Annotated in this window: 24 protein-coding genes and 1 pseudogene; 17 read left to right on the top strand and 8 right to left on the bottom strand. The window is 71.7% G+C overall.

The annotated features are described in order from the left end of the window. The 3 genes from P3T39_RS31645 to P3T39_RS31655 form a co-directional block, all read left to right on the top strand. Positions 1 to 778: glycosyltransferase (locus tag P3T39_RS31645; protein WP_280702675.1), on the top strand; the 778-nt coding region annotated here is incomplete at its 5' end. A gap of 73 nt (positions 779 to 851) precedes the next feature. Next, positions 852 to 1,520 carry a Wzz/FepE/Etk N-terminal domain-containing protein gene (locus P3T39_RS31650; RefSeq protein ID WP_280702676.1) on the top strand — a complete coding sequence of 223 codons (669 nt, stop codon included), beginning with the start codon at positions 852 to 854 and terminating at the stop codon, positions 1,518 to 1,520. Beyond that, positions 1,517 to 2,707 carry a GNAT family N-acetyltransferase gene (locus P3T39_RS31655; protein WP_280702677.1) on the top strand — a complete coding sequence of 397 codons (1,191 nt, stop codon included), beginning with the start codon at positions 1,517 to 1,519 and terminating at the stop codon, positions 2,705 to 2,707. The genes P3T39_RS31650 and P3T39_RS31655 overlap by 4 nt, the downstream gene beginning before the upstream one ends. Here P3T39_RS31655 and P3T39_RS31660 read toward each other — a convergent pair. Both P3T39_RS31660 and P3T39_RS31665 read right to left on the bottom strand, forming a co-directional pair. Further along, positions 2,684 to 3,880 carry a glycosyl hydrolase gene (locus tag P3T39_RS31660; protein ID WP_280702679.1) on the bottom strand — a complete coding sequence of 399 codons (1,197 nt, stop codon included), beginning with the start codon at positions 3,878 to 3,880 and terminating at the stop codon, positions 2,684 to 2,686. The genes P3T39_RS31655 and P3T39_RS31660 overlap by 24 nt on opposite strands. 161 nt (positions 3,881 to 4,041) lie before the next feature. Further along, positions 4,042 to 4,206 (bottom strand): annotated as a pseudogene (locus P3T39_RS31665) (neutral zinc metallopeptidase); the annotation flags it as partial. Positions 4,207 to 4,586: 380 nt separating this feature from the next. On the opposite strand from P3T39_RS31665, the gene P3T39_RS31670 reads away from it, so the two are divergent. The 9 genes from P3T39_RS31670 to amaP all read left to right on the top strand — a co-directional run bounded on the left by P3T39_RS31670 (position 4,587) and on the right by amaP (position 11,558). Then, a complete protein-coding gene (locus P3T39_RS31670; protein ID WP_280702680.1) occupies positions 4,587 to 5,444 on the top strand; it encodes a hypothetical protein in 858 nt (285 codons plus the stop codon). Positions 5,445 to 5,680: 236 nt separating this feature from the next. Beyond that, the gene (gene abc-f, locus P3T39_RS31675; RefSeq protein WP_280702681.1) at positions 5,681 to 7,279 is read left to right on the top strand and encodes a ribosomal protection-like ABC-F family protein; all 1,599 of its coding nucleotides are present in this window, start codon (positions 5,681 to 5,683) and stop codon (positions 7,277 to 7,279) included. A 329-nt stretch (positions 7,280 to 7,608) separates the two neighbouring features. After that, a complete protein-coding gene (locus P3T39_RS31680) occupies positions 7,609 to 7,842 on the top strand; it encodes a helix-turn-helix domain-containing protein (RefSeq protein WP_280702722.1) in 234 nt (77 codons plus the stop codon). Between the two features lie 329 nt (positions 7,843 to 8,171). Further along, complete coding sequence (locus P3T39_RS31685) at positions 8,172 to 8,978, top strand: enoyl-CoA hydratase/isomerase family protein (protein ID WP_280702682.1); 807 nt, start codon at positions 8,172 to 8,174, stop codon at positions 8,976 to 8,978. Positions 8,979 to 9,270: 292 nt separating this feature from the next. Next, positions 9,271 to 9,696 carry an Asp23/Gls24 family envelope stress response protein gene (locus tag P3T39_RS31690; RefSeq protein ID WP_280702723.1) on the top strand — a complete coding sequence of 142 codons (426 nt, stop codon included), beginning with the start codon at positions 9,271 to 9,273 and terminating at the stop codon, positions 9,694 to 9,696. A gap of 46 nt (positions 9,697 to 9,742) precedes the next feature. Then, complete coding sequence (locus tag P3T39_RS31695) at positions 9,743 to 9,934, top strand: hypothetical protein (RefSeq protein WP_280702683.1); 192 nt, start codon at positions 9,743 to 9,745, stop codon at positions 9,932 to 9,934. Further along, a complete protein-coding gene (locus tag P3T39_RS31700; protein ID WP_280702684.1) occupies positions 9,934 to 10,287 on the top strand; it encodes a hypothetical protein in 354 nt (117 codons plus the stop codon). The genes P3T39_RS31695 and P3T39_RS31700 overlap by 1 nt, the downstream gene beginning before the upstream one ends. Continuing rightward, positions 10,284 to 10,841, top strand: coding sequence for a DUF6286 domain-containing protein (locus P3T39_RS31705; protein WP_280702685.1), 558 nt, complete (start codon positions 10,284 to 10,286; stop codon positions 10,839 to 10,841). The genes P3T39_RS31700 and P3T39_RS31705 overlap by 4 nt, the downstream gene beginning before the upstream one ends. A 93-nt stretch (positions 10,842 to 10,934) precedes the next feature. After that, entirely contained in the window at positions 10,935 to 11,558 is a 624-nt protein-coding gene (gene amaP / locus P3T39_RS31710) for an alkaline shock response membrane anchor protein AmaP (RefSeq protein WP_280702686.1), read from the top strand. A 63-nt stretch (positions 11,559 to 11,621) separates the two neighbouring features. On the opposite strand, the gene P3T39_RS31715 is transcribed toward amaP, so the two are convergent. Continuing rightward, the gene (locus tag P3T39_RS31715) at positions 11,622 to 12,383 is read right to left on the bottom strand and encodes an SDR family oxidoreductase (RefSeq protein ID WP_280702687.1); all 762 of its coding nucleotides are present in this window, start codon (positions 12,381 to 12,383) and stop codon (positions 11,622 to 11,624) included. 165 nt (positions 12,384 to 12,548) lie between these two features. On the opposite strand from P3T39_RS31715, the gene P3T39_RS31720 reads away from it, so the two are divergent. Next, on the top strand, positions 12,549 to 13,505 hold the full coding sequence (locus P3T39_RS31720; protein WP_280702688.1) for an alpha/beta hydrolase: 957 nt from the start codon (positions 12,549 to 12,551) through the stop codon (positions 13,503 to 13,505). Between the two features lie 216 nt (positions 13,506 to 13,721). Here P3T39_RS31720 and P3T39_RS31725 read toward each other — a convergent pair whose 3' ends face one another. After that, positions 13,722 to 14,531 carry an SURF1 family protein gene (locus P3T39_RS31725; RefSeq protein ID WP_280702689.1) on the bottom strand — a complete coding sequence of 270 codons (810 nt, stop codon included), beginning with the start codon at positions 14,529 to 14,531 and terminating at the stop codon, positions 13,722 to 13,724. Between the two features lie 31 nt (positions 14,532 to 14,562). Next, positions 14,563 to 15,567 (bottom strand): DEDDh family exonuclease, encoded by a 1,005-nt coding sequence (locus P3T39_RS31730; protein WP_280702690.1) that lies wholly within the window; start codon positions 15,565 to 15,567, stop codon positions 14,563 to 14,565. 189 nt (positions 15,568 to 15,756) lie between these two features. Here P3T39_RS31730 and P3T39_RS31735 point away from each other — a divergent pair, with 189 nt between their 5' ends. The 4 genes from P3T39_RS31735 (at position 15,757) to moaA (ending at position 20,122) form a co-directional block, all read left to right on the top strand. Further along, a complete protein-coding gene (locus P3T39_RS31735) occupies positions 15,757 to 16,800 on the top strand; it encodes a zinc-dependent alcohol dehydrogenase family protein (RefSeq protein WP_280702692.1) in 1,044 nt (347 codons plus the stop codon). 218 nt (positions 16,801 to 17,018) lie between these two features. Then, positions 17,019 to 17,405, top strand: coding sequence for a DUF485 domain-containing protein (locus P3T39_RS31740; protein WP_280702693.1), 387 nt, complete (start codon positions 17,019 to 17,021; stop codon positions 17,403 to 17,405). Continuing rightward, the gene (locus P3T39_RS31745) at positions 17,402 to 19,030 is read left to right on the top strand and encodes a cation acetate symporter (protein WP_280702694.1); all 1,629 of its coding nucleotides are present in this window, start codon (positions 17,402 to 17,404) and stop codon (positions 19,028 to 19,030) included. The genes P3T39_RS31740 and P3T39_RS31745 overlap by 4 nt, the downstream gene beginning before the upstream one ends. A gap of 102 nt (positions 19,031 to 19,132) precedes the next feature. After that, on the top strand, positions 19,133 to 20,122 hold the full coding sequence (gene moaA / locus P3T39_RS31750) for a GTP 3',8-cyclase MoaA (protein ID WP_280702696.1): 990 nt from the start codon (positions 19,133 to 19,135) through the stop codon (positions 20,120 to 20,122). Positions 20,123 to 20,184: 62 nt separating this feature from the next. Here the strand turns inward: moaA and P3T39_RS31755 are convergent, their stop codons facing one another. The 3 genes from P3T39_RS31755 to P3T39_RS31765 all read right to left on the bottom strand — a co-directional run bounded on the left by P3T39_RS31755 (position 20,185) and on the right by P3T39_RS31765 (position 21,749). Beyond that, positions 20,185 to 20,430 carry a hypothetical protein gene (locus P3T39_RS31755; RefSeq protein WP_280702697.1) on the bottom strand — a complete coding sequence of 82 codons (246 nt, stop codon included), beginning with the start codon at positions 20,428 to 20,430 and terminating at the stop codon, positions 20,185 to 20,187. Between the two features lie 285 nt (positions 20,431 to 20,715). Then, entirely contained in the window at positions 20,716 to 21,045 is a 330-nt protein-coding gene (locus tag P3T39_RS31760) for a DUF3099 domain-containing protein (RefSeq protein ID WP_280702698.1), read from the bottom strand. A 152-nt stretch (positions 21,046 to 21,197) separates the two neighbouring features. After that, a complete protein-coding gene (locus P3T39_RS31765; protein WP_280702699.1) occupies positions 21,198 to 21,749 on the bottom strand; it encodes an RNA 2'-phosphotransferase in 552 nt (183 codons plus the stop codon). Between the last annotated feature and the right edge of the window lie 6 nt (positions 21,750 to 21,755).

Raw genomic sequence — 21,755 nt, forward strand, 5'->3', positions numbered from 1 at the left:
GGTGCACCTGCTGCCCAACGGTGTCGACACCACCCGCTACACCCTGCCCACCGCCTCCCGGGCGGCCCTGCGCCAGATCGTCAGGACCGACCTCGGCCTGCCCCAGCAGGCCTGGGTGGTCGGCGGGGTCGGACGGCTGGTCCCCGGCAAGCGCTTCGAGATCCTGATCGACTCGCTCGCCGAGCTCGTCGAACTGGCCAGGGAGCACCCGGCGTTGCGCGAGCCCTGGCTGCTGCTGATCGGCGCGGGTCCCGAGCAGGCGGCACTGGTGCGGAGAGCGGAGCGCCTCGGCGTCCGAGGGCGGCTGGTGTGCCCGGGAGAGCGCGAGGACGTACCCGAACTCCTGGTCGCGATGGACGTGCTGGCGGCACCCTCGGTGGAGGAGACCTTCGGGCTCACCGTCCTGGAGGGGCTGGCGGCCGGCCTGCCCGTCCGCCACAGTGCCTGCCCGGCCCTCGACGAACTCGGGCCCGAGGCCGCTCCCGAGGCCGCCCGGATCCCCTCCGACGCCGCCTCCTACACCGCAGCGCTCTGCGAACTGTGGAGTCGGCGCAGCGTCGCCCTGCCGCAGCCGCCCGCCGTCGCGCACTACGACATCGCCCGGATCGCCCAGGAGCTGGGGCAGCTCTACGACAGCCTCGGCCCGGAGCCCGTCCACCCCCAGGGGCGCGAAAGGGCTTTTCAGGGGCGCGAGGAACTGAGCGAGAAACCATGCACCTCCAGGGGCGCGAGCCCTGTCCGATCAACCGCGTGCGCGACCAGCCCCGAACCGCCGTGACGGGGTGGGCCCGCATCCGACCGCCCGCAGCACGTCCGAGCACCGGCGGCTGCGTCAATCCAAGGAGTCACCGATGTCCGAACTGGGCCGCAGCGCACGTGCGCTGAGCCGCCGCTGGTGGCCGGTCGCGCTCGCCGTACCGCTGGGCGCGCTCGCCGGAGTCGGCTACGGCGTCCTCGCCCACCCCAGCTACGCCGCCAACTCCTATGTCGTGGTGGTTCCGCAGGGCCCCGGCGAGAGCGCCACCGCAGTCAACTTCGCCCAGGCGTACGGCAGACTGGCCGGGCAGCCGCAGGTGCTGGCCGGGGCCGCCGCCGAACTCGGCAAGAGCACGGCCGTGCTGGCCGGACTGGTCCGGGGCACCACCTCGCCGGACGCGCCGGTGATCGAGATCACCGGGACGGGCAGCCACGCGGAGGACGCGATGCAGGCGGCCGATGCGGTCGCCAAGTCGCTGGTGTCCTTCGCCAACACCAGCAGCAAGGAGACCGGCGTCCGACTGGTCCCGCTTGCCCCGGCCGCCGAACCGGAGGGGCCGTCCTCGCCCTCGGCCCGAGTGGACACCGCCGTCGGGGCCGCCGCCGGTGTCCTGATCGGCGCCCTGGTGATGATGACCCGCCGCCGTTCCGCCACCCCCGCCGACGGCGCCCCGACCCCGCCGCGCCCCCGCACCGAGTCCGCCGAGCCGGCCGGTACCGCCCGGACCTCCGAGGAACCTCAGGAAGCGGGCAGCCGAGGATGACCACCGAGCAACTGACCACAGAGCCACCGAGCGGCGGGCAACCGACCGGCGCCGAGCTGCCCGCGCAGGCGGCGGCACCGGGCTGGCGGGCCGAGGTGCTCCGATCCGACGACGCCCTCGACCGGGTGGCCGAGGAGTGGGACGACCTGGCGGCCCGATGCGCCGGCGCGACCTCCTTCCAGGCCGCCGCCTGGCTGTGCTCCTGGTGGCGCCACTACGGCCGCCCCGGCGCTCTGGTCGTGGTGCTGGTCCGCCGGGACGAGCGGCTGGTCGGCGCGGCCGCCCTGCAACGACGCGGCCCCTTCGGAGGGTTGACCAACCTCGGCGGCGGCCTGGTCGACTTCACCGACGTCCTGCTGGACGACTCCTGCGCCGACCTCGCCGCCGCCGAGCTCGCCAACGCCCTTCCGCTCCACCGGCCCTGGCACAGCCTGGAACTGCGCGAGGTCCACCCCGAGGCCACGGCCCAGAAGGTCTTCGAGCACTGGCGCGGCCGCCGTCACCGCTTCGCCGACTCGCTCTGCCAGTACCTTCCGGCCGTGCCGATGGAGGAACTGCTCAAGCGGTTGCCCGGCAAGACCGCCCAGCGCAGCCGGGTCAAGCAGCGCAAGATCGCCAAGGCGGGCGTCCAGGTCAGCTCGGCGACTCCTGAGGAGGTGCCGGAGGCGATCGAGGAACTGCTGCGACTGCACTTCCTGCAGTGGCAGCACCGCGGCGTCACGCCCGAGCACCGTACCGAGCGCTTCGCCGCCCACCTCGCCGACTCCACCACCGGGCTCGTCGCCACCCGCCGTGCGGCCCTGCACCGCTACCAGCTGAACGGCGAACCGGTGGCGGTCAACCTGCTGCTGCTCTGCCCGTCCTTCGGCGGCCTCTACATGTACGGCGCGCACCCGGCACTGCGCGAGCGCCTGGACATCGCCGGTCTGCTCTTCGGCGCCGCCCTTGACGAGGTGCGGGCCGCCGAGATCCCGGTGCTGAGCCTGCTGCGCGGCCAGGAGCCGTACAAGCAGCGCTGGCGCCCGGACCAACTGCACAACCAGCGGCTGGTGCTGGGCCCGGGCCGGCTCGCGCCGTTCGCCGCCGCCCGGGCCGTCAGGGTCCTGACCCGCCAGCGGCTGGTGCAGGTGCTGCGCACCCGGCTGCCCCGGCTCAAGGAGGTGCTAGTGGCCCGGCGCCGCAGGTGACCTGCCGAAGACACCGCCGAACTTCTGGGCGATCCACGGACCGAACAGGCTCCCCGGCAGCCAACCGGTGGAGCCGAATCCGTCCCAGCCACCCGTGGGCGGCCCGGAGGTCGCGTTCGGCTCGCCGGACCCGGCGCCCTTGGAGCCCGACATCAGCTGCCTGAAGACCGCGCTGGAGCGGGGGTTGCGGTCGCACTCCCAGAAGCCGTGCGGACAGTAGTCGGTGACGGTCTGGTAGGCGGTGTCGTGGGTGCGCATCCACTTCACCATCCGCCGTACGAACTCGGGGTTGTCGCCGTTGCGGAACAGCCCCCACTCGGGGTACGAGACGGGCTTTCCGCGCTTGGCGGCGAACTCGACCTGGTCCTGGAGCCCGTACGGCTCGGAGACGTAGTCGTCGAAGGTGGCCCCGGCGGGCTGGTCGTAGCTGTCCATCCCGATGATGTCCACCACGTCGTCGCCGGGGTAGCAGCGGGTCCACGGGATGGCGTCCAGGCCCCGGTTGGGGGCGAAGTCGAACGTGAAGTGCTGCCCAGGCACCGAGCGCATCACGCTGACGATCCGCCGCCAGTAGGTCTTCCAGGCCGTCGGGTCCGGCTTGCAGCGGTGGGTGTAGGTGATGCCGTTCATCTCCCAGCCGAGTGTCAGGACGGTGTCGCCGCCGCCGAGCGCCACCAGCTTCCTGGCCAGTCGCAGGAAGTGCTGGTCGAACTCGCCCCGGTTCCCCCCGGCCAGCAGCCTGACCACCTCGGAGTCCGGGACTTCGCCCTCGTTGGGTACCAGCATCGGCACACCGAGGATGAGCCTGCGCGCGGGGTCGGCCAGCCGCCACTGCGACCAGAGGCCGAGCACCGCCGGTTCGCCCTCGATGTCATTCCAGCTGTTCCCGGCCAGATAGGTGTGGCCGACCTGCATGTTGGCGTTGTCGAGCCAGCGCGCCATGTCGGCGATCCGGGGGATGTAGTTGTCCCAGGACCCGACGAAGGCCCCGAACGGCGCTTCGTGCCTGGCCCGTTGGACGGCGGGCCAGGGCGCGGCACCGCGCGGCCGGGCGGCGTGCGAGGAGAGTGCGGCTTGCCGCTCGGTCTGGCTCAGCGGGGTGCCGGAGGGAACGCTCGCCGTGGTCACCAGCAGCAGTGCGGAGGCGGCCAGGGCAAGTCGGCCGAATCGCATGGGTCTTCTCCTCGGGGGCGGCGCCGGAGCGGCGCGCAGGAAGGTCGCGCGAGCACGACGTTATGCCCACGGCCCGCCGGAAAAGCCGTATGTCACTCAGAAGTGGCAGGTCGTCCGGACCAACGGAACCCACCGGGTGTCCTGCGCGGCAAAGGAGGCCGCTATACGAAGGTGTTGCACTGAGCCATGTCACCGGTCCGGTAGCCGGTGGTGAACCACTGCCGGCGCTGGGAGGCGGAACCGTGGGTCCAGCTCTCGGGGTTGACCCGGCCGGTGGCCTGCTGCTGGGTCCGGTCGTCGCCGACCGCCGCCGCGGCGTCCAGCCCCACCCCGAGGAGGAGCGCGAGCAGCAGCCCGATCAGGCCGATCGCACCGCCGCTCACGGCGACCTTCCCGCCGGACATCCCGCGCCGGTCCTGCACCTGCGAGGTGTCCAGGTCCGCTCGATCGTCGAACTGCATCCTGTCTCACCTCTGTAACAGTCCGTCCTGCGGTCGCAGTCGCACGACAACGGGCACCCTGCCCGGCCGCGCGACGAGAACCGCAGGTGGGCGCGGTGGGTCGCCGGCCGTGAGGAACCGGCCACCCTGCGGGTGGCATGACGGGTTCAGCTGACGGACACGCGTACGGGGGGTACGCTCCGGCCGTGTCCTGGAAGCCGCTGCGTCCTCTCAGCCCTCGATCGGTACTTCCTGCCCTGGCGGTCATGCTGGTGCTCGGAGCCGGGGCCGCCGCGCATGCCAACAAGCCGGTGCCGTTCGGGGACCGGGTGGCCGAGCCGGGCGTCGCCGACGCCAGCCCGGTGAGCGCCCAGTCGCTGGCCACCGGCAGCCTGGAACTCAAGGTCGGCCCCGGTCTTGAGGCGTACGACCAGGTCACCGGTGAGCATCTGTGGTCCTACCGCCGGGAGGGTGCGACCGCGCTGCACCTGGCGATGGCAGGCGACAGCGCCGTGGTGGTCTGGGACGACGGCCTGGTCACCTCGGTCCGCCCCAGCGACCACTCGGTGCGCTGGCACCGGGCCGTGCCCGGTCTCGCCGACTGGCTCCGCGCCGAGGGCGAGCCCGGCGCCGACGCCAGGACGGACACCGAGCGCCGCGACACCGAGCTGGAGCGTGCCGCCGCGGCCCTGCAGCCGGTCATCGAGAGCGAGCCGTGGGTCGCCGTGGTGACGCCCGCGCTCACCATGGGCTTCCGCGACCGCGACGGCGACCTGCGGTTCAACTCGCGGCCGCTGGCGAGCTGCTCCTACGACCCGATGCGCACGGTGCACACCGACAACGCGGTGCTGGTGCCCCGCAGCTGCACCGGCACCAACAGCGCGGGCCATCCGCTGCCGGGACTGGTCACCGGCTTCCGGCTGGACGCCCCCAACTGGCAGCTGAACGTCGGCCCGAACGTGCTCCTGCACCGGCTGGACGGCCGACGGGCCGCCGTCGACGACGGCCCGATCGTGGGCACCCGGGTCTTCGACACCCGCCAGGGCGCCATGGCACCGGTCTGCGGCAGTCCGGCGGTCCCCTTCGCGGTGGTCAAGCCCGAGGGCACCTGCGCCAAGCGCTAGGCCCCGTCCGGCCCGGGGCCGGGTGCGAAGGCGCCCGGCGCGCATAATCCGGCGGGACTTCCCGGCGGGCCCGGTAGACTGACCCGTATGGCTGTTTCCCCCGGGCATTAGCGGGCAGCCGGCGCGCAGTGCTCGACAGCGCGCCGACCTCCCTACGTCGCCCCCTTCGCAAGCGCTCCGGTCCTGTGTCGCGTCCAGGTCCAGGTGCCCGCCCACGTCCCAGGAGTTTCCCAGCCATGATTTCCGCGAACGCCCTCGAACTGCGCGCCGGCGCCCGCATCCTGATCGAGTCCGCCAGCTTCCGGATCACTCCGGGCGACCGGATCGGCCTGGTCGGCCGCAACGGCGCGGGCAAGACCACCCTCACCAAGGTGCTGGCCGGCGAGGGCATCCCGGCCTCCGGCACGGTCACCAACTCCGGCGAGGTCGGCTACCTCCCGCAGGACCCGCGCACCGGCGACCTCGACGTCCTGGCCCGCGACCGCATCCTCTCCGCCCGCGGCCTCGACACCGTGCTGAAGAAGATGCGCGAGAACGAGGAGCGGATGGCCAACGGCAAGGGCGCCACCCGCGACAAGGCGATGAAGAAGTACTCCACGCTGGAGACCGAGTTCCTCACCAAGGGCGGCTACGCGGCCGAGGCCGAGGCCGCCACCATCGCCGCCGCGCTCGGCCTGCCGGACCGCATCCTGGCCCAGCCGCTGCACACCCTCTCCGGTGGTCAGCGCCGCCGCGTCGAGCTGGCCAGGATCCTCTTCTCGGACGCCGACATCCTGCTGCTGGACGAGCCGACCAACCACCTCGACGCCGACTCGATCGCCTGGCTGCGGGACTTCCTGAAGACCTACAAGGGGGGCTTCATCGTGATCTCGCACGATGTGGACCTGGTCGAGACGGTCGTCAACAAGGTCTTCTACCTGGACGCCAACCGCGCCGCGATCGACATCTACAACATGGGCTGGAAGCAGTACCAGCAGCAGCGCGAGGACGACGAGAAGCGCCGTAAGCGCGAGCGCGCCAACGCCGAGAAGAAGGCCGCCACCCTCAACGCGCAGGCCGACAAGATGCGCGCGAAGGCGACCAAGACCGTTGCCGCGCAGAACATGGCCCGCCGCGCCGAGAAGCTGCTCTCCGGCCTTGAGCAGGTGCGCCAGTCCGACAAGGTCGCCAAGCTGCGCTTCCCGGACCCGGCTCCGTGCGGCAAGACGCCGCTGACGGCCGAGGGCCTCTCCAAGTCGTACGGTTCGCTGGAGATCTTCACCGATGTGGACCTGGCGATCGACCGGGGCTCCCGGGTCGTCGTCCTCGGCCTCAACGGTGCGGGTAAGACCACGCTGCTGCGGATGCTGGCGGGCGTCGAGAAGCCGGACACCGGCGAGGTCATCGCGGGTCACGGCCTGAAGATCGGCTACTACGCCCAGGAGCACGAGACCCTGGACCCGGACCGTACGGTGCTGGAGAACATGCGCTCCGCCGCGCCGGACACCGACCTGGTGCAGATCCGCAAGATCCTCGGTTCCTTCCTGTTCTCCGGCGACGACGTGGACAAGCCGGCCGGTGTCCTGTCCGGTGGTGAGAAGACCCGTCTGGCGCTGGCCTCGCTGGTGGTCTCCAGCGCCAATGTGCTGCTGCTGGACGAGCCCACCAACAACCTCGACCCGGCCAGCCGCGAGGAGATCCTGGGTGCGCTGCACTCCTTCTCCGGCGCGGTCGTCCTGGTCACCCACGACGAGGGCGCGGTCGACGCACTCCAGCCGGAGCGGATCATCATGCTGCCGGACGGCGTCGAGGACCTCTGGAGCCCCGCCTATGCGGATCTGGTCTCGCTGGCCTGATCGCGCAGTAGACGCGTAATCGGTGATTTGACGTAGAAACCCTCATCCTCCGGCATGTCGGGGAATGAGAGAGTGCGGGATTCCGTTTACCTTCCCCACCACTGGCCCGTCGCTGTTCAAGCGGCGGGCCAGTGCTGCTGATCAGCTCTTTCGCTTCCGATGGCTGGATCCGGCGGGGGCGCGTGCACCCAGGGTGAGCGCCCTTGTGCGCTGTGAGCACCACCGGCAGACTGCGCTTTCCCGGTATCGACCTTGTCGAATGGGTGGCCAGGAGCCTGGCTATGGGTGATCATGGGAATCTGACCGAGCACAGCTACGAGGAGGCACGGGTGGCCGAGACTCTGAAAAAGGGCAGCCGGGTGACCGGTGCCGCGCGTGAGAAGCTCGCGGCCGATCTGAAGAAGAAATACGACTCCGGGGCGAGCATTCGCGCGCTGGCGGAGGAGACCGGTCGCTCCTACGGCTTCGTGCATCGCATGTTGAGCGAATCCGGAGTTATCCTCCGGGGCCGCGGCGGTGCCACGCGGGGCAAGAACAAGGTTACTGCGGCAGCGGGTTCCTGACGCGCCATCACCGAGTGGGCCGGTGTCGCACGCTCATCCCCCTGGAGCACGTCGAGGCAGCAAGGCGTGCGAGTGTGCAGCATCAGAACAGCCAGTATTGGATCCAACAGCTTCAGATCCGACAGCTTCAGACGATTCGGCGGCCGGGCCACCCGGACCGCCGATCGTCATTTCCGGCGTGGATATTTTCCGTTATGCGGGCTCGGGGCCTGTCCGGTGGGGGCGCGGTTTGTTACTCTCCAGTAGCTCTGCCGTCCGTCCATTGCCCATGTTCTTGTATGCCTACGTGTTGTATGTCCACGTTCAGTACGTCCGCTGGAGGTATCGCCATGACCGCCCCCGCCATCGAGCCCGACCCGCAGTTGTGGGAGCAGGCCGGAGTCCGGCTCGAACTCGACGGCGAGACCGCCGTGGTGACGCTCTGCAACCCGGCGCGGCGCAACGCCCAGTCGCCCGCGATGTGGCGGGCGCTCGCCGCCGTCGGCCGCACCCTGCCGGGCACCGTCAGGGTCGTGGTGCTGCGGGCCGAGGGCGTCTCCTTCTCGGCCGGTCTCGACCGGGCGATGTTCACCCCGGAGGGCATCCCGGGTGAGCGGAACTTCCTGCAGCTGGCCGCCGCGGACGACAAGGACCTGGACGAGGCCATCGCGGGCTACCAGGAGGCGTTCACCTGGTGGCGCCGCCCCGACCTGATCAGCATCGCCGCCGTCCAGGGGCACGCCGTCGGGGCCGGTTTCCAGCTCGCACTCGGCTGCGACCTGCGGGTGGTGGCCGAGGACGTCCAGTTCTCCATGAAGGAGACCTCGCTCGGTCTCGTCCCCGACCTGGCCGGCACCAAGCCGCTGACCGAACTGGTCGGCTACGCAAGGGCTTTGGAGATCTGCGCAACCGGCCGCTGGGTCGGCGCCGAGGAGGCGGTGGCCACCGGCCTGGCCAGTCTCGCCGTCCCCGCCGCCGAGTTGGACGGTGCGGTACGGGACTTGGCCGCCGCGCTGCTCGCCGCTCCCCGCAGCGCGGTGATCGAGACCAAGGCCCTGCTGCAGGGCGCTGCCGGCCGCTCGTACGAGGAGCAGCGTTCGGCCGAACGGGTCGCGCAGGCCCGTCGACTGCGTGACCTGGCGGGCATCGGCGACTGAGCGCAGCCGAGCGGGCAGAGGACCGGCCGGGGAGCAGGACTCCCGGGCCGGTCCTTGTCGTTTCCCCTGCGGAGAGCCGTCGTTCGGGCTCGCTTCCGGCGCGCGAATTTCGTGGCGGAGTGTCAGGATTGTGCCGATTTGCGATATAGCTGGACGGCAAGACACAGGAGAGCCCACCGTGCCCGACACCCCGACGCCCGCCGACCTGCACAAGAACGACCCCCACCGCGAGAGCGACCACGACCGCGCCGGCCAGCGGACCGTCCCTGCGGCCTCCGCAACCGCCGCCTCGGTGAGCTCGGCCTCCGACCGGGGCCGTACCGTGCTGGCGGTCGGCGTGGTCGAGAAGATCGCCGGGATGGCGGCCCGCGAGGTCCCCGGTATCCACGCGCTGGGCTCCGGGCTGGCCAGGACCTTCGGTGCGATGCGGGACCGGGTGCCGGGCGGCAAGTCGAGCGTCGGACGGGGCATCAAGGCCGAGGTCGGCGAGAAGCAGACGGCCATCGACATCGCGCTGGTGGTCGAGTACGGCGTGGTGATCCCCAAGTTGGCCGCGCAGGTGCGGGAGAACATCATCGCGGCGGTGGAGCGGATGACCGGCCTTGAGGTGGTCGAGGTCAACATCGCCGTCAACGACGTCCATCTGCCCGACGAGCCGGATGACGAAGAGGAAGAGGAAGAGTCCGCGTCCTCCGGCCAGCGCCGCAGGTTGCAGTAGGCAGTGACGGCAGCGGCAGCGACCGCAACAGGAGAGGAATAGCCGGATGAATTTGGCCCTGATCGGCCTGGTGGCCGGTATGGCCCTGGGCTTCGCCGGTTACTTCGGGGGCTTTGCGGCGTTCCTGCTGGTCGCCGTGCTCGGGGCGGTCGGCTTCGTGGTTGGCCGACTGCTGGAGGGCGATATCGAACTCGGCGACCTGGGTGAGCTGTTGCGCGGCCGCGACCGGCGGCGCTGATGGCGGAGGTCGCCACCGCCGGGCTCCGGGCCCCGGCCGAGCGCGGCGCGCTGCGGATCGCCGACCGGGCGCTCGCCAGGATCGCCGCCCGTGCGGCCCACGACACGCTGGCCGCCGCCTGGGCCGGGCGCGCCGGGCAGGCCACCACCACTGCCCGGGTCTCGATCGCCGCCTCGGGCCGGGGCACTCGGCTCACCCTCGGCCTGGACCTGCCGTACCCGGCCGACCTCGCCGCGCTGGCGCAGACGGTCCGGGCGGCGGTGAGCGAACAGGTGGCGGCCCTGACGGGGACCCGGGTGGCCGAGGTCGTGGTGCTGGTCGAGCGGTTGGCCCCGGTGGAGGTCGAGCGGTGACGGCGGAGAGTCCGGATGCCGCGCCGAGGCCGTCGCGGGGGCGGCGACCCAGGGCGCCCCGGACGGCGGGAGCGGCTCTGATCGCCGTGGTCGTCCTGGTGGTCGGCGGGGGACTGCTCTACGACGTGATCGCCGTACGCACCGGGCATCCGGCCAGGCGCTGGCGTGCCGAGCTGGCGCACCAGCTGGCGGCACGCCACCTGGACGACATCCGGGTGCGGATCGGGGCGGGGGGCGCCGTACTCTTCGGGCTCTGGTTCTGCTGGCTCGCCTTCGTTCCGGGGCTGCGTCGCTGGCTGCCGCTGCGCCGGCCCGGCACGGTGATCGACAGGGCGGGGGTGGCCGCGCTGATCGCCGCCCGCGCCCGGGAGCTGCCCGGCGTGGACGCGGTCGCCGTCCGGGTCCGCCGCAGCGGTACCCGAGTCACCGTCAGCGGCGCGGCCGACCCCGCGGGCGTTCAGCGGGAGCTGCGTGCCGCGATCGCCCGCGTCCCGCTGGCCGGTCCGCACCAGCTCGACGTGCGCGTCCGCCGCTCGTCGGTGCCGGAACGGTGAGGCGGGCGCGGTGCTACCGGTGACATGGCACTTCTTGGTCCGGTGCGGCCTGGTCCGGTGCGGCCCGGTCGGGTGCGGTGGGAGGGGCCGGGGATGAGTCGATCCGCCGTCAACCGTTGCATGCTGGCGGTGGCCGGTCTTGTGCTGCTGGTCGGCGGGGTGCTGCTGCTCGCCGGGGGCTTCGACCTGTACGGGCGGATCGGTCTGGGGATGCCGAGCTGGTGGCCGCTCGGCACGCCGGGCCGGCCGGTGGTCAGCACCGCCTCCCGGACCAGGTGGACGGACCGGGCATGGTGGTGGCCGACCGTCATCGGCGTACTGGTGCTCCTGGTCGCCGGGGTGCTGTGGTGGTTCTTCGCCCAGCTGCGCCGCAGCGGCCCCAGCACCGTGGACCTGCCGGTTCCCCAGGGCAGCGGGGTGGCGCTGCGGCTGCGGCGCCGGGCCCTGGCGGAGGCGGTCGAGACGGAGACGCTCGCGCTGCCGGAGGTGGCCCGGGCCCGAGTCCAGCTGACCGGGGACCGGCGCGGAGCGCTGCTGCGGGCGGTCGTCCGGCTGCGGGCGAGCGGCGCGCCGGACGAACTGGTGGAGCGTTTCCACACCGGCCCGCTGGCCAACGCCAGGACCAGCCTCGGCCTGCCGGACCTTCCCGTCGACCTCCGGATCCGGGGCGCCGCTCCTCGTCGGAAGTCAGCACCCGAGCCGCCTCGGGTGCTGTAAGGCAGCCTCGGGTGCTGTAGGACGAGCGAGCCGCTGTCAGGGGCGCGGGGTGTCGGCGGGGTGTCAGAGACCGCGGAGGGCGCCGCCGTCCACGGGGACCATGACGCCCGTCAGATAGGAGGCGGCGGGGGAGAGCAGGAAGGCGGCGACCTTGCCGAACTCCTCCGGCGTGCCGTAGCGGCCGAGCGGGATCGCGGCGCTGGCCCGTGCCCGGGCGGCCTCGGGGTCGCCGCCGAGGGCGTCGAGTTCGCGCACCCGGTCGGTGTCGATCCGGGAGGGCAGCAGGCCGACGACCCGGATACCGCGAGGGCCGAGCTCGTCGGCGAGCGTCTTGGCGGCCATCGCAAGTCCGGGCCGCAGACCGTTGGAGATCCCGAGCCCGGGGATCGGTTCGCGCACCGAGCCGGAGAGGACGAACCCGATGACGCCGCCCGCCTCCAGGGCGCCGGCCGCCGTCCGGGCGATCCGCAGTGCGCCGAGGAAGACCGACTCGAAGGCGCTGCGCCAGGACTCTTCCTCGGCGAGCAGGACGGGCCCGGCGGTCGGCCCGCCGACGCTGATCAGGACGCCGTCGAACCGCCCGAAGCGATCCCCGGCCGCCGTGATCAGCCGCTCGGCCGTCGCAGGGTCGGCGTTGTCGGCGACCACGCCGTGCGCATGCCCGGGGCCGCCGAGTTCGGTGACGGCGGCGTCCATAGTCTCCTTGGTGCGGCCGCTGAGCACCACCCGGGCGCCGTCGGCGACCAGTTGGCGTGCCGAGGCCAGTCCGAGCCCCCGGGTGGCGCCCGTCAGTACGTACACCTTCTGCTGAAGTCCCAGATCCATGGGGGACATCCTGCCTGGTCCCGGGGCTGGACGGGAAGCATCTCCAGCACCGGGCGCGAGGCGCGGAGATCTCCCGGCCCCGACGGCGTCGTGAGCGGGCCTTGACCGGCCACCACTGCGACAGTTGACAATGAGTCAGATATCGTGAGTCGGAAGGATGCTGGGATGACCGAGATTTCGCACCGCCACGTCGAATCGGCCAGTGGTCTGCGGATGCACATCGCCGAGGCCGGCACGGGCCCGCTGGTCCTGCTGCTGCACGGCTTCCCCGAGAGCTGGTACTCCTGGCGGCACCAGCTCACCGCCCTCGCCGAAGCCGGGTACCACGTCGTCGCGCCGGACCAGCGCGGCTACGGCCGCACCGGAGGCCCGGCCGAGGTCGAGGCATACAGCATGCTGCACCTGGTGGGGGATGCGCTCGGGCTGATCCCCGCACTCGGCGAGGAGCAGGCCGTCGTGGTCGGCCATGACTGGGGCGCGCCGGTCGCCTGGTGCTCCGCGCTGCTGCGCCCGGACCTGGTGCGCGGGGTGGCCGGTCTCTCCGTTCCGCCGACCCCGCGCGGGTCCACCGCGCCGACCGTCGGGCTGCGCCACCTCTTCGGCGAGGCGTACTACATGCTGTACTTCCACCAGATCGGTGTGCCCGAGGCCGAGTTGCAGCGCGATGTCCGAGGATCCTTCCGCAAGGTGCTCGGGGGAAGGGTCGAACTCGGTTCGCTGGGCGTCCCGTTGGTGCCGGAGGGCGGCGGCTTCCTGGACCTCTTCGACGAGCCCGCCGAGCTGCCCGACTGGCTGACGGAGGAGGATCTCGACTTCTACGCCGCCGAGTTCGAGACCAGCGGCTTCGCCCGCCCGCTGAACTGGTACCGCAACCTGGACCGCAACTGGGAGCTGACCGCAGCCTGGCACGGTGCCCGGATCCTGCCGCCCGCGCTGCTCGTCGCCGGGGAGAAGGACCTCGTCGTCGCCAACTCGGCGGCCCGCGAGCGTCTCGCCCACCTCACCGAGGTGGCGCCGAACCTGCGCGGCACCGTCTGGCTGCCGGACACCGGCCACTGGACGCAGCAGGAGCGCCCCAAGGAGGTCAACGACGCGCTGATCGCCTTCCTCGGCGACCTCTAGGAGACCTGCGGCGTGTTGCGCACACCCGGGGGCGCGGGGAACTGCGTGGCTTCCCGTGGGGCGTGGCAGTGGTTTCAGGGCATGGTCGGGCGCACCGGAAAGCCCCGCGTAGTGCGTGGTCGCCCGCGCCAGTTCCCCGCGCCCCTGGGGAGTTGCATGGCTGATCGGGTTCCATGCGCCCCTTCTTGGTGCATGGCCCGCACCTGCGGAGGTGTCTCAGGCTGTGGCCGGGGCCGGCGTTTCGGGTTCGGCGGCCGCCGGGCGGGCGGCCTCGGCCGCGCGGTCCTTGGCCTCGCGCCGGGCCAGCACGACCAGGCCGACCGGCACGAGCGCGGCGAACAGCCACCACTGGATCGCGTACGCCATGTGCGGGCCGATGTCCGAGTGCTCGGGATCGGGCAGCAGCTCGGGGGTGCTGCCCAGCGCGGGGGTGGCGGACACCAGCTCCAGGTAGCCGCCGAGCACGGTGGTGCCGTTCTCCTTGGCCTGCTGGGCGCTGTTGATCAGCTTGAACTGGCGTGGCGGCAGCCCGCCCCGGTCCCTGATGCCGCTGCTCGCGGTGGTCTCGTCGGCGCGCATCCGGCCGGTGACCGTCACCTCACCGCTCGGCGGGGCCGGGACGGTCGGGTAGCTGGTGGCGTCGCCCGGGGACTCGACCCAGCCCCGGTTGACCAGGATCTCGCCCTTGCCGTCGGCCAGCTTCAGCGGTGTCACCACGAAGTACCCGATGGTGCTGCCGCCCGGCTCGGTACGGTTGCGCACCACGAACTCGTGCGCGGTGTCGAACTGCCCGGCGGCCGTCACGCTCTTCCAGGTCTCGGCCGTCGGCACGCTGTGGCCGGGCGAGGAGAGCGAGTCGAAGGCGACGGGCGCCGCGGTGAGGTTCGTCGCGATGAGCTCGTTACGAGCCACCCGGGCCTCGTGGCGGTGCAGCTGCCAGAAACCCAGCCGCACCATGGTGGGGATCAGCAGCAGAACGATCAGCGTGATGATCGCCCAGCGCCGGGAGAGCAGGAATCGGTACACAACGGCACGCTACGCCCACTTATCTCCCCGGTCAGACACCGGGGTGCGGGGCCACCTCTCGCAGCAGGTGGAGGAAGGCGTCCTCGCCGAGGATCGGCGTGCCGTGCTCGCGGGCCTTGCGGGCCTTTCCGCTCCAGCTGTCCGGCTCGTTGGTGACCAGCAGGCTGGTGAGCCGGCTCACGGAGCTCGCGATGTGCAGACCTGCCTCGACGGCGCGGTCCTCCAGCAGTTCGCGGTCGGTCGCGGTGTCCCCGGTGATGGCCACCCGCATGCCCTGCATCAGCGGACGGCCGTCCTCCCAGCGCCCGGGGTTCGGGTACGGGCAGGGCGGACGCTTCTTGCTCGCCCGGTAGGACGAGCTCCAGGAGCCCCGGCTGGGGGCCGGGCCGTCCTCGCCGAGATCGGTGACGGCGACGCAGGTGGTCAGCGGCAGCGGGATGCCGCCCTGCCGGGCGAGGTGCAGGCTGGGCCGGAACGCCTCGGCCAGCACACGGGCGTCGTCCAGCGCGTTGTGGGCCTGGCGCTGCTGGACGCCGAAGTACTCGGCCAGGGTGGCCAGCTTGCCGTTGGGCAGCGGCAGCCCGAGGTCGCGCGAGAGCACCATGGTGCAGAGCCGTTGTTCGACGGGCGCGCGCAACCCGGCGCGTGAGTACTCGCGCGAGATCATGTTCCAGTCGAAGAGCGCGTTGTGCGCCACCATCACGCGTCCGCGCAGCCGCTCGCTCAGCTCGTCCGCGATCTCCGGGAAGCTCGGTGCCCCGGCCAGCACCTCGCTGGTCAGGCCGTGGATCCAGACCGGCCCCGGGTCTCGCTCCGGGTTGACCAGGGTGTACCACCGGTCGGTCACCTCGCCGAAGGCGTCCAGCTGGTACACACCGGCGGAGATGATCCGGTCGGTGCGGCCCAGTCCGGTGGTCTCGACGTCGACCACGGCGAAGCCCTGGCTGTGCTCGCCGGTGCGCTGCGCCGGGAGCGGCGCGGCCCAGGTGGAGTCGGCCAGGGCGGAGTCGTCGCTCGGTGACTGGATCGCATGCATGGTCAACCACTCTAAGGGGGCCCACCCACAGCCGGGTCCGGTCCGGTCGGGTCCGGGCGGGCAGGAGTGGCGTACGTGACACTGCGGAATAGAGTGGGCGGCGGGGGAGTCGTACACCCGGGCGGATTTTCCCCCAGGCCGTCCGCACCGTCCGACGGCACTACGTACCACCGCGAAGGAAGACTCCTCATGCGTGCCACCGTGATCCACGGCCCGAACGACATCCGGATCGAGGAGGTGCCCGATCCGAGGGTCCAGCGGCCCACCGACGCCGTGGTCCGCGTCGTCAACGCCTGTATCTGCGGCAGCGACCTCTGGGCGTACCGAGGTGTCGCCGCCCGCGAGGCCGGGCAGCGGATCGGGCACGAGTTCGTCGGCATCGTCGAGGAGGTCGGCTCGGAGGTCTCCGGGTTCAAGCCCGGTGACTTCGTGGTCGCCCCGTTCGTCTGGTCCGACGGCAGCTGCGACTTCTGCCGCGAGGGCCTGCACACCTCCTGCCCCGAGGGCGGCTTCTGGGGCCAGGTCGGCTCGGACGGCGGCCAGGGCGAGGCCGTGCGCGTCCCGTACGCGGACGGCACGCTGGTCCAGCTGCCCAAGGACGCGGCGAGCGACGAGAGGCTGCTGCCCGGCCTGCTGGCGCTCTCCGACGTGATGAGCACGGGCCACCACGCGGCCGTCTCCGCCGGGGTCCGCCCGGGTGCCACGGTGGCCGTGGTCGGCGACGGCGCGGTCGGCCTGTGCGGGGTGCTCGCCGCGCACCGGCTCGGCGCCGCCCGGGTCATCGCCCTGGGCCGGCACCAGGTCAGGACCGACATCGCCCGCAAGTTCGGCGCCACCGACGTGGTCGCCGAGCGCGGCGAGGCCGCGATCGAGGCGGTCAAGGAGCTGACGGGCGGCCAGGGCGCGCACGCCGTGCTGGAGGCGGTCGGCACCGAGGAGTCCATGCGCACCGCGATCTCCGTTGCCCGTGACGGCGGTGCGGTCGGCTATGTCGGTGTCCCGCACGGCGGCAGCGCGGGTGTGGACATCGGCCAGATGTTCGGCCGCAACGTCTCGTTGAACGGCGGCGTCGCCCCCGCCCGCGCCTACATCCCCGAGCTGCTCCCCGACGTGCTCTCCGGTGCCATCGACCCGGGCCTGGTCTTCGACCGCACGGTCGACCTCGCCGGGGTGCCGGACGGCTACCGGGCGATGGACGAGCGCACGGCGCTGAAGGTCAGGATCGGCTTCTGACGCAGGCTCTCTGACGGATCGTCAGTAGGGGCGGCACCGCACTGCGGTGCCGCCCCGTCGGCGTTCCGCAGTCGATTTTCGGCCAGATGTGGCGCGGGGTGCTCGGGAGCCTGCCCGAGATCCTTCGGTGGATCTACCATGCAGCGGCACGTGAGACCGTGACGCCGATCACGTCCCGCTCGTCCCGCAGTGCACCGAAGACGTCAGGAGACACCGAAGTGGATACTCCGCCAGCCGACGAAGCAGCCCCGCCAGAAGCACAACGCGCCGACGAGTCCGAGGAGTTCCGCTCGCTGCGCGCATCCTTCCGGGGCTTCGCCTTTCCCGTGACCGCAGGTTTCATCCTCTGGTACCTGCTGTACGTCCTGCTCTCCAGCTACGCGCCCGCCTTCATGGCCACCAAGGTCTTCGGCCACGTCAACGTCGCCCTCGTGCTCGGTCTGCTGCAGTTCGCCAGCACCTTCGCGATCGCGGCCTGGTATGCCCGCTTCGCCGACCGCAGGCTCGACCCCGCGGCCACCGCCATCCGCGAGAGCCGCCAGGCCGCCGACCGGGCCGGCCGCCAGGATTCCGCCGTCCGTCTTCCCCAGGAGGCCGCCGAATGACAACCCCCCTGGCCGCCTCCGGACTTGCCACCGCCGCGAGTGACCACCGCGGCCTCACGATGACGCTCTTCGGCGTCTTCGTGCTCGCCACCCTCGGCATCACCGTCTGGGCCGGACGCCAGACCAAGGGCGCCGCCGACTTCTACGCCGGCGGCCGCGGCTTCACCGGCTTCCAGAACGGCCTGGCGATCTCCGGCGACTACATGTCCGCCGCCTCGTTCCTCGGTATCGCCGGTGCCATCGCGCTCTTCGGCTACGACGGCTTCCTCTACTCGGTCGGTTTCCTGGTCGCCTGGCTGGTCGCGCTGCTGCTGGTCGCCGAGCCGCTGCGCAACTCCGGCCGCTACACCATGGCCGACGTGCTGGCCTTCCGGATGCGCCAGCGCCCGGTCCGCACCGCCGCCGGGATCTCCACCATCGTGGTGTCGATCTTCTACCTGCTGGCCCAGATGGTCGGTGCCGGCTCGCTGGTCGCCCTGCTGCTCGGGGTCAGCGGCGACAGCGCCAAGCGCTGGACCGTCGTCGTGGTCGGCGCCCTGATGGTCGTCTACGTCGTCATAGGGGGCATGAAGGGCACCACCTGGGTGCAGATCGTCAAGGCCGTCCTGCTGATCGCCGGTGCCGCCCTGATGACCGTCCTGGTGCTGGCCAAGTACCACTTCAACATCTCCAGCCTGCTCGGCGCCGCCGCCGACGCCAGCGGCAGGGCCTCCGCCTTCCTGGAACCCGGGCTCAAGTACGGCACCAGCGGCACTACCAAGCTGGACTTCCTCAGCCTGGGCCTGGCCCTCGTCCTGGGCACCGCCGGACTGCCGCACATCCTGGTCCGCTTCTACACCGTGCCCACCGCCAAGGCCGCCCGTAAGTCGGTGCTCTGGGCGATCGGGATCATCGGTGTGTTCTATCTGATGACGCTGGCGCTCGGCTTCGGCGCGGCCGCCCTGGTCGGGCCGGGGACCATCAAGGCGTCCAACGCGGCCGGAAACACCGCCGCCCCGCTGCTGGCCGAGCGGCTCGGTGGCGGCGCGGGCTCCACCGGTGGCGCCGTTCTGCTCGCGGTGGTCTCAGCCGTCGCCTTCGCCACCATCCTCGCCGTGGTCGCCGGGCTCACCCTGGCCTCCTCGGCCTCCTTCGCCCACGATCTCTACGCCAATGTGATCCGGCGCGGGCGCACCGGTGAGAAGGAGGAGGTCCGCTCGGCCAAGCTGGCGGCCGTGGCGATCGGCGCGATCGCCATCCTGCTGAGCATCTTCGCCGACAAGCTCAACACCGCCGCCCTGGTCGCCCTGGCCTTCGCCGTGGCCGCCTCCGCCAACCTGCCGACGCTGCTGTTCTCGCTGTTCTGGAAGCGCTTCAACACCGTCGGCGCGGTCAGCTCGGTCTACGCGGGCCTGATCTCCTCGGTGACCCTGGTGGTCTTCTCCACCGTGGTCTCGGGTGCCAAGACCTCGCTCTTCCCGCACAGCGACTTCCACTGGTTCCCGCTGGAGAACCCCGGTCTGGTCTCCATCCCGATCGGCTTCCTGGCCGGCTGGATCGGCACCCTGCTCTCCAAGGAGCGGGCGGACCCGGCGAAGTACGCTGAACTGGAGGTCCGCTCGCTCACAGGGCTGGGCGCACACTGATCATTTCGGGACGCCTCGAAGAGGTGTCCGATCACCCGGATAAGCTGGCCCGGCCCGCCGTACCTGGCGGCCGGGCCGGCTTTTCTCCGGAAGGGGGCCGCGATGCTCCTCGACACCTTCGGCCGGCAGGCCGTCGACCTGCGGGTCTCCCTCACCGACCGGTGCAATCTGCGCTGCACCTACTGCATGCCGGAAGAGGGCCTGCAATGGCTGGCCAAGCCCGAGTTGCTGACCGACGAGGAGATCGTCCGACTGGTCGCCCTCGCCGTCCGGGACCTGGGCGTACGCGAGGTCCGCTTCACCGGCGGTGAGCCGCTGCTGCGCCCCGGCCTGGTCGGCATCGTCGCCGCCTGTGCCGAGCTCGCGCCGCGCCCCGAGCTCTCGCTCACCACCAACGGAGTCGGCCTGGCCCGTACGGCAACGGCCCTGAAAGCGGCGGGCCTTGACCGGGTCAACGTCTCGCTCGACACCCTCGACCCGGACACCTTCCACGCGCTCACCCGACGCCACCGCCACCAGGACGTCCTGGACGGGCTGGCCGCGGCGGAGGCCGCAGGGCTGACCCCGGTCAAGATCAACACCGTGCTGATGCGCGGGACCAACGATCACGAGGCCGCCGACCTGCTCGGCTGGTGCCTGGAGCACGGGTACGAGCTGCGCTTCATCGAACAGATGCCGCTGGACGCCCAGCACGGCTGGGACCGCTCGCAGATGGTCACCGCCGAGGAGATCCTGGAGCGCCTGCACACCCGCTTCTCGCTCACCCCCGAGCCCTCCGGTGCCCGGGGCGCTGCTCCCGCCGAGCGCTGGCTGGTGGAGGGCGGCCCGGCGAGCGTCGGCGTGATCGCCTCGGTCACCCGCCCGTTCTGCCGCGCCTGCGACCGCACCCGGCTCACCGCTGACGGCCAGATCCGCAACTGCCTCTTCGCGACCGGCGAGACGGACCTGCGCACCGCCCTGCGCTCGGGTGCCGCGGACGCCGAACTCGCCGAGCTGTGGCGGCAGGCGATGTGGGGCAAGAAGGCCGGGGCGGGTATCGACGACGCCGACTTCCTCCAGCCCGAGCGCCCGATGTCGGCGATCGGCGGCTAGGGCCTGCCCGTCAAGATCGGCCGGACAGGGCCCAGGTCTGCCGGCCGGTCTTCGGTGCGACGTCAGCCCTGGAACTCGGCGAAGGGGACGGTCTCCTTGAGGAAGCCCCGGACGCCCAGGAACTGGGAGAGGTGCTCGCGGTGCTCCTCGCAGGCCAGCCAGGTCTTGCGGCGGTCCGGCGTGTGCAGCTTGGGGTTGTTCCACACCAGCACCCACTCGGCGGGCTTGCGGCAGCCCTTGCCGGAGCAGACCGGCGGGCCTTCGGGGCCGTCCTGTGCGCCGAAGAGTCCGAGCGAGGGGGTGTCCATGGGAAGCCGTCCTGAGTGTTCTGCGGATGCGCCGTGCACGGCCAGTCTCGCACTCAGCAGCTGAGCGGCCCGTAAAGGGGCATGACGACGCCGGGCAGCCACGGGGGGAGCCGCCCGGCGTCGGTCTGTCGCTCCGACGGGGGATGCGGAGCGCGTACGCAGTATGTCATGCCATGCCCCCCGTGTGGCTAGCTCTTTCATGATTAATCTGAGCTGAATCTGAGCTTTCCGGGGGTCGAATGTCATCGGATATGTACAAATCGGACAGCGATTCTTGAGGCTCTGTCAGCTTTCCTTCGAGGCGCCGCCCCCGCCGGTGCCTCCGGGCCCCAGCATCAGCGGGGTGTCGGTCGGCACTGCGAAGGTGCTCGGCAGGCCCGGGGCCTTCTCCCGGCCGGCGTTGGCGACCAGGACGGCGAAGTACGGCAGCAGCACTGCGCCCGCCAGGGCCGCGTAGGCCACCAGCCGCTGCACGTCCCACAGCACCACGGCGAGCAGCACGCACACCGTGCGGAGCAGCATCGAGGCCACATAGCGCCGCTGGCGCCCCCGGACGTCGTCGGAGAGGCTGGTGCGTGCTCCGGTGATCCGGAACACCCGCTGGCTCTTGTTCATGATCCACCGCTCTCGTCTGCACCCGTACCCATCGCCGAGTACGGCCACATCACGGTACGCCGCGTCAGGTCCTCCCAGCAGAGCGGGGGAGGTAAAAGCTGCCCGCGCCGCAGGTGGCGCTCGGCGGTGCTCGGAGTGCGGCCGGGCCGGGGCTAGCGAGCCGCCACCCGGAGGTAGCCGGGCGGGACGGCGTCGGTGAGCCAGACACCGTTGGCACTGACCCGGAAGACATGCCCGTCGGCCGCCAGCGCGGCGGCGTCGACCACCAGGACGACCGGGCGGCCGTGCCGGGACCCCACCCGCACGGCCGTCTCGGTGTCCGTGGAGAGGTGGACGTCCTGCCGGGACATCGGGCGCAGCCCCTCCCGGAGGATCGCGTCCAGGGAGCTCCCGGTGGTGCCGTGGTAGAGCACCGGCGGCGGTTCGGTGGCGGGGAGGCCGAGATCCACCGCCACCGTGTGGCCCTGGCTGGCGCGGATGGACGCGCCGTCCTCGGAGTAGGCGAAGCGGCGCTTGTTGTTGTTCTCGACCACGAAGTCCAGCTCGGCCCGGCTTAGCCGGGTACCGCGCACGGCAAGGGCGGCGAGCAGGGCGTCCACCCGCACCCAGCCGCTCCCGTCCATCGGGACGCCGATCGCGCCCGGGTCGTGGCGCAGCACCCGGGAGAGCAGTTTCGAGGTCTTGACCAGCCGTTTCTCATCCACTCCGAG

This window comes from Kitasatospora sp. GP82 (genome assembly GCF_029892105.1).
Lineage (GTDB): Bacteria > Actinomycetota > Actinomycetes > Streptomycetales > Streptomycetaceae > Kitasatospora.

Excerpts from the sequence above, each read along its gene's own strand:
- P3T39_RS31650 (WP_280702676.1), top strand. The coding sequence starts at position 852 with ATGTCCGAACTGGGCCGCAGCGCACGTGCGCTGAGCCGCCGCTGGTGG.
- P3T39_RS31655 (WP_280702677.1), top strand. The coding sequence starts at position 1,517 with ATGACCACCGAGCAACTGACCACAGAGCCACCGAGCGGCGGGCAACCG.
- P3T39_RS31660 (WP_280702679.1), bottom strand. The coding sequence starts at position 3,880 with ATGCGATTCGGCCGACTTGCCCTGGCCGCCTCCGCACTGCTGCTGGTG.
- P3T39_RS31670 (WP_280702680.1), top strand. The coding sequence starts at position 4,587 with ATGCTGGTGCTCGGAGCCGGGGCCGCCGCGCATGCCAACAAGCCGGTG.
- abc-f (WP_280702681.1), top strand. The coding sequence starts at position 5,681 with ATGATTTCCGCGAACGCCCTCGAACTGCGCGCCGGCGCCCGCATCCTG.
- P3T39_RS31685 (WP_280702682.1), top strand. The coding sequence starts at position 8,172 with ATGACCGCCCCCGCCATCGAGCCCGACCCGCAGTTGTGGGAGCAGGCC.
- P3T39_RS31695 (WP_280702683.1), top strand. The coding sequence starts at position 9,743 with ATGAATTTGGCCCTGATCGGCCTGGTGGCCGGTATGGCCCTGGGCTTC.
- P3T39_RS31700 (WP_280702684.1), top strand. The coding sequence starts at position 9,934 with ATGGCGGAGGTCGCCACCGCCGGGCTCCGGGCCCCGGCCGAGCGCGGC.
- amaP (WP_280702686.1), top strand. The coding sequence starts at position 10,935 with ATGAGTCGATCCGCCGTCAACCGTTGCATGCTGGCGGTGGCCGGTCTT.
- P3T39_RS31715 (WP_280702687.1), bottom strand. The coding sequence starts at position 12,383 with ATGGATCTGGGACTTCAGCAGAAGGTGTACGTACTGACGGGCGCCACC.
- P3T39_RS31720 (WP_280702688.1), top strand. The coding sequence starts at position 12,549 with ATGACCGAGATTTCGCACCGCCACGTCGAATCGGCCAGTGGTCTGCGG.
- P3T39_RS31730 (WP_280702690.1), bottom strand. The coding sequence starts at position 15,567 with ATGCATGCGATCCAGTCACCGAGCGACGACTCCGCCCTGGCCGACTCC.
- P3T39_RS31735 (WP_280702692.1), top strand. The coding sequence starts at position 15,757 with ATGCGTGCCACCGTGATCCACGGCCCGAACGACATCCGGATCGAGGAG.
- P3T39_RS31745 (WP_280702694.1), top strand. The coding sequence starts at position 17,402 with ATGACAACCCCCCTGGCCGCCTCCGGACTTGCCACCGCCGCGAGTGAC.
- moaA (WP_280702696.1), top strand. The coding sequence starts at position 19,133 with ATGCTCCTCGACACCTTCGGCCGGCAGGCCGTCGACCTGCGGGTCTCC.
- P3T39_RS31755 (WP_280702697.1), bottom strand. The coding sequence starts at position 20,430 with ATGGACACCCCCTCGCTCGGACTCTTCGGCGCACAGGACGGCCCCGAA.
- P3T39_RS31760 (WP_280702698.1), bottom strand. The coding sequence starts at position 21,045 with ATGAACAAGAGCCAGCGGGTGTTCCGGATCACCGGAGCACGCACCAGC.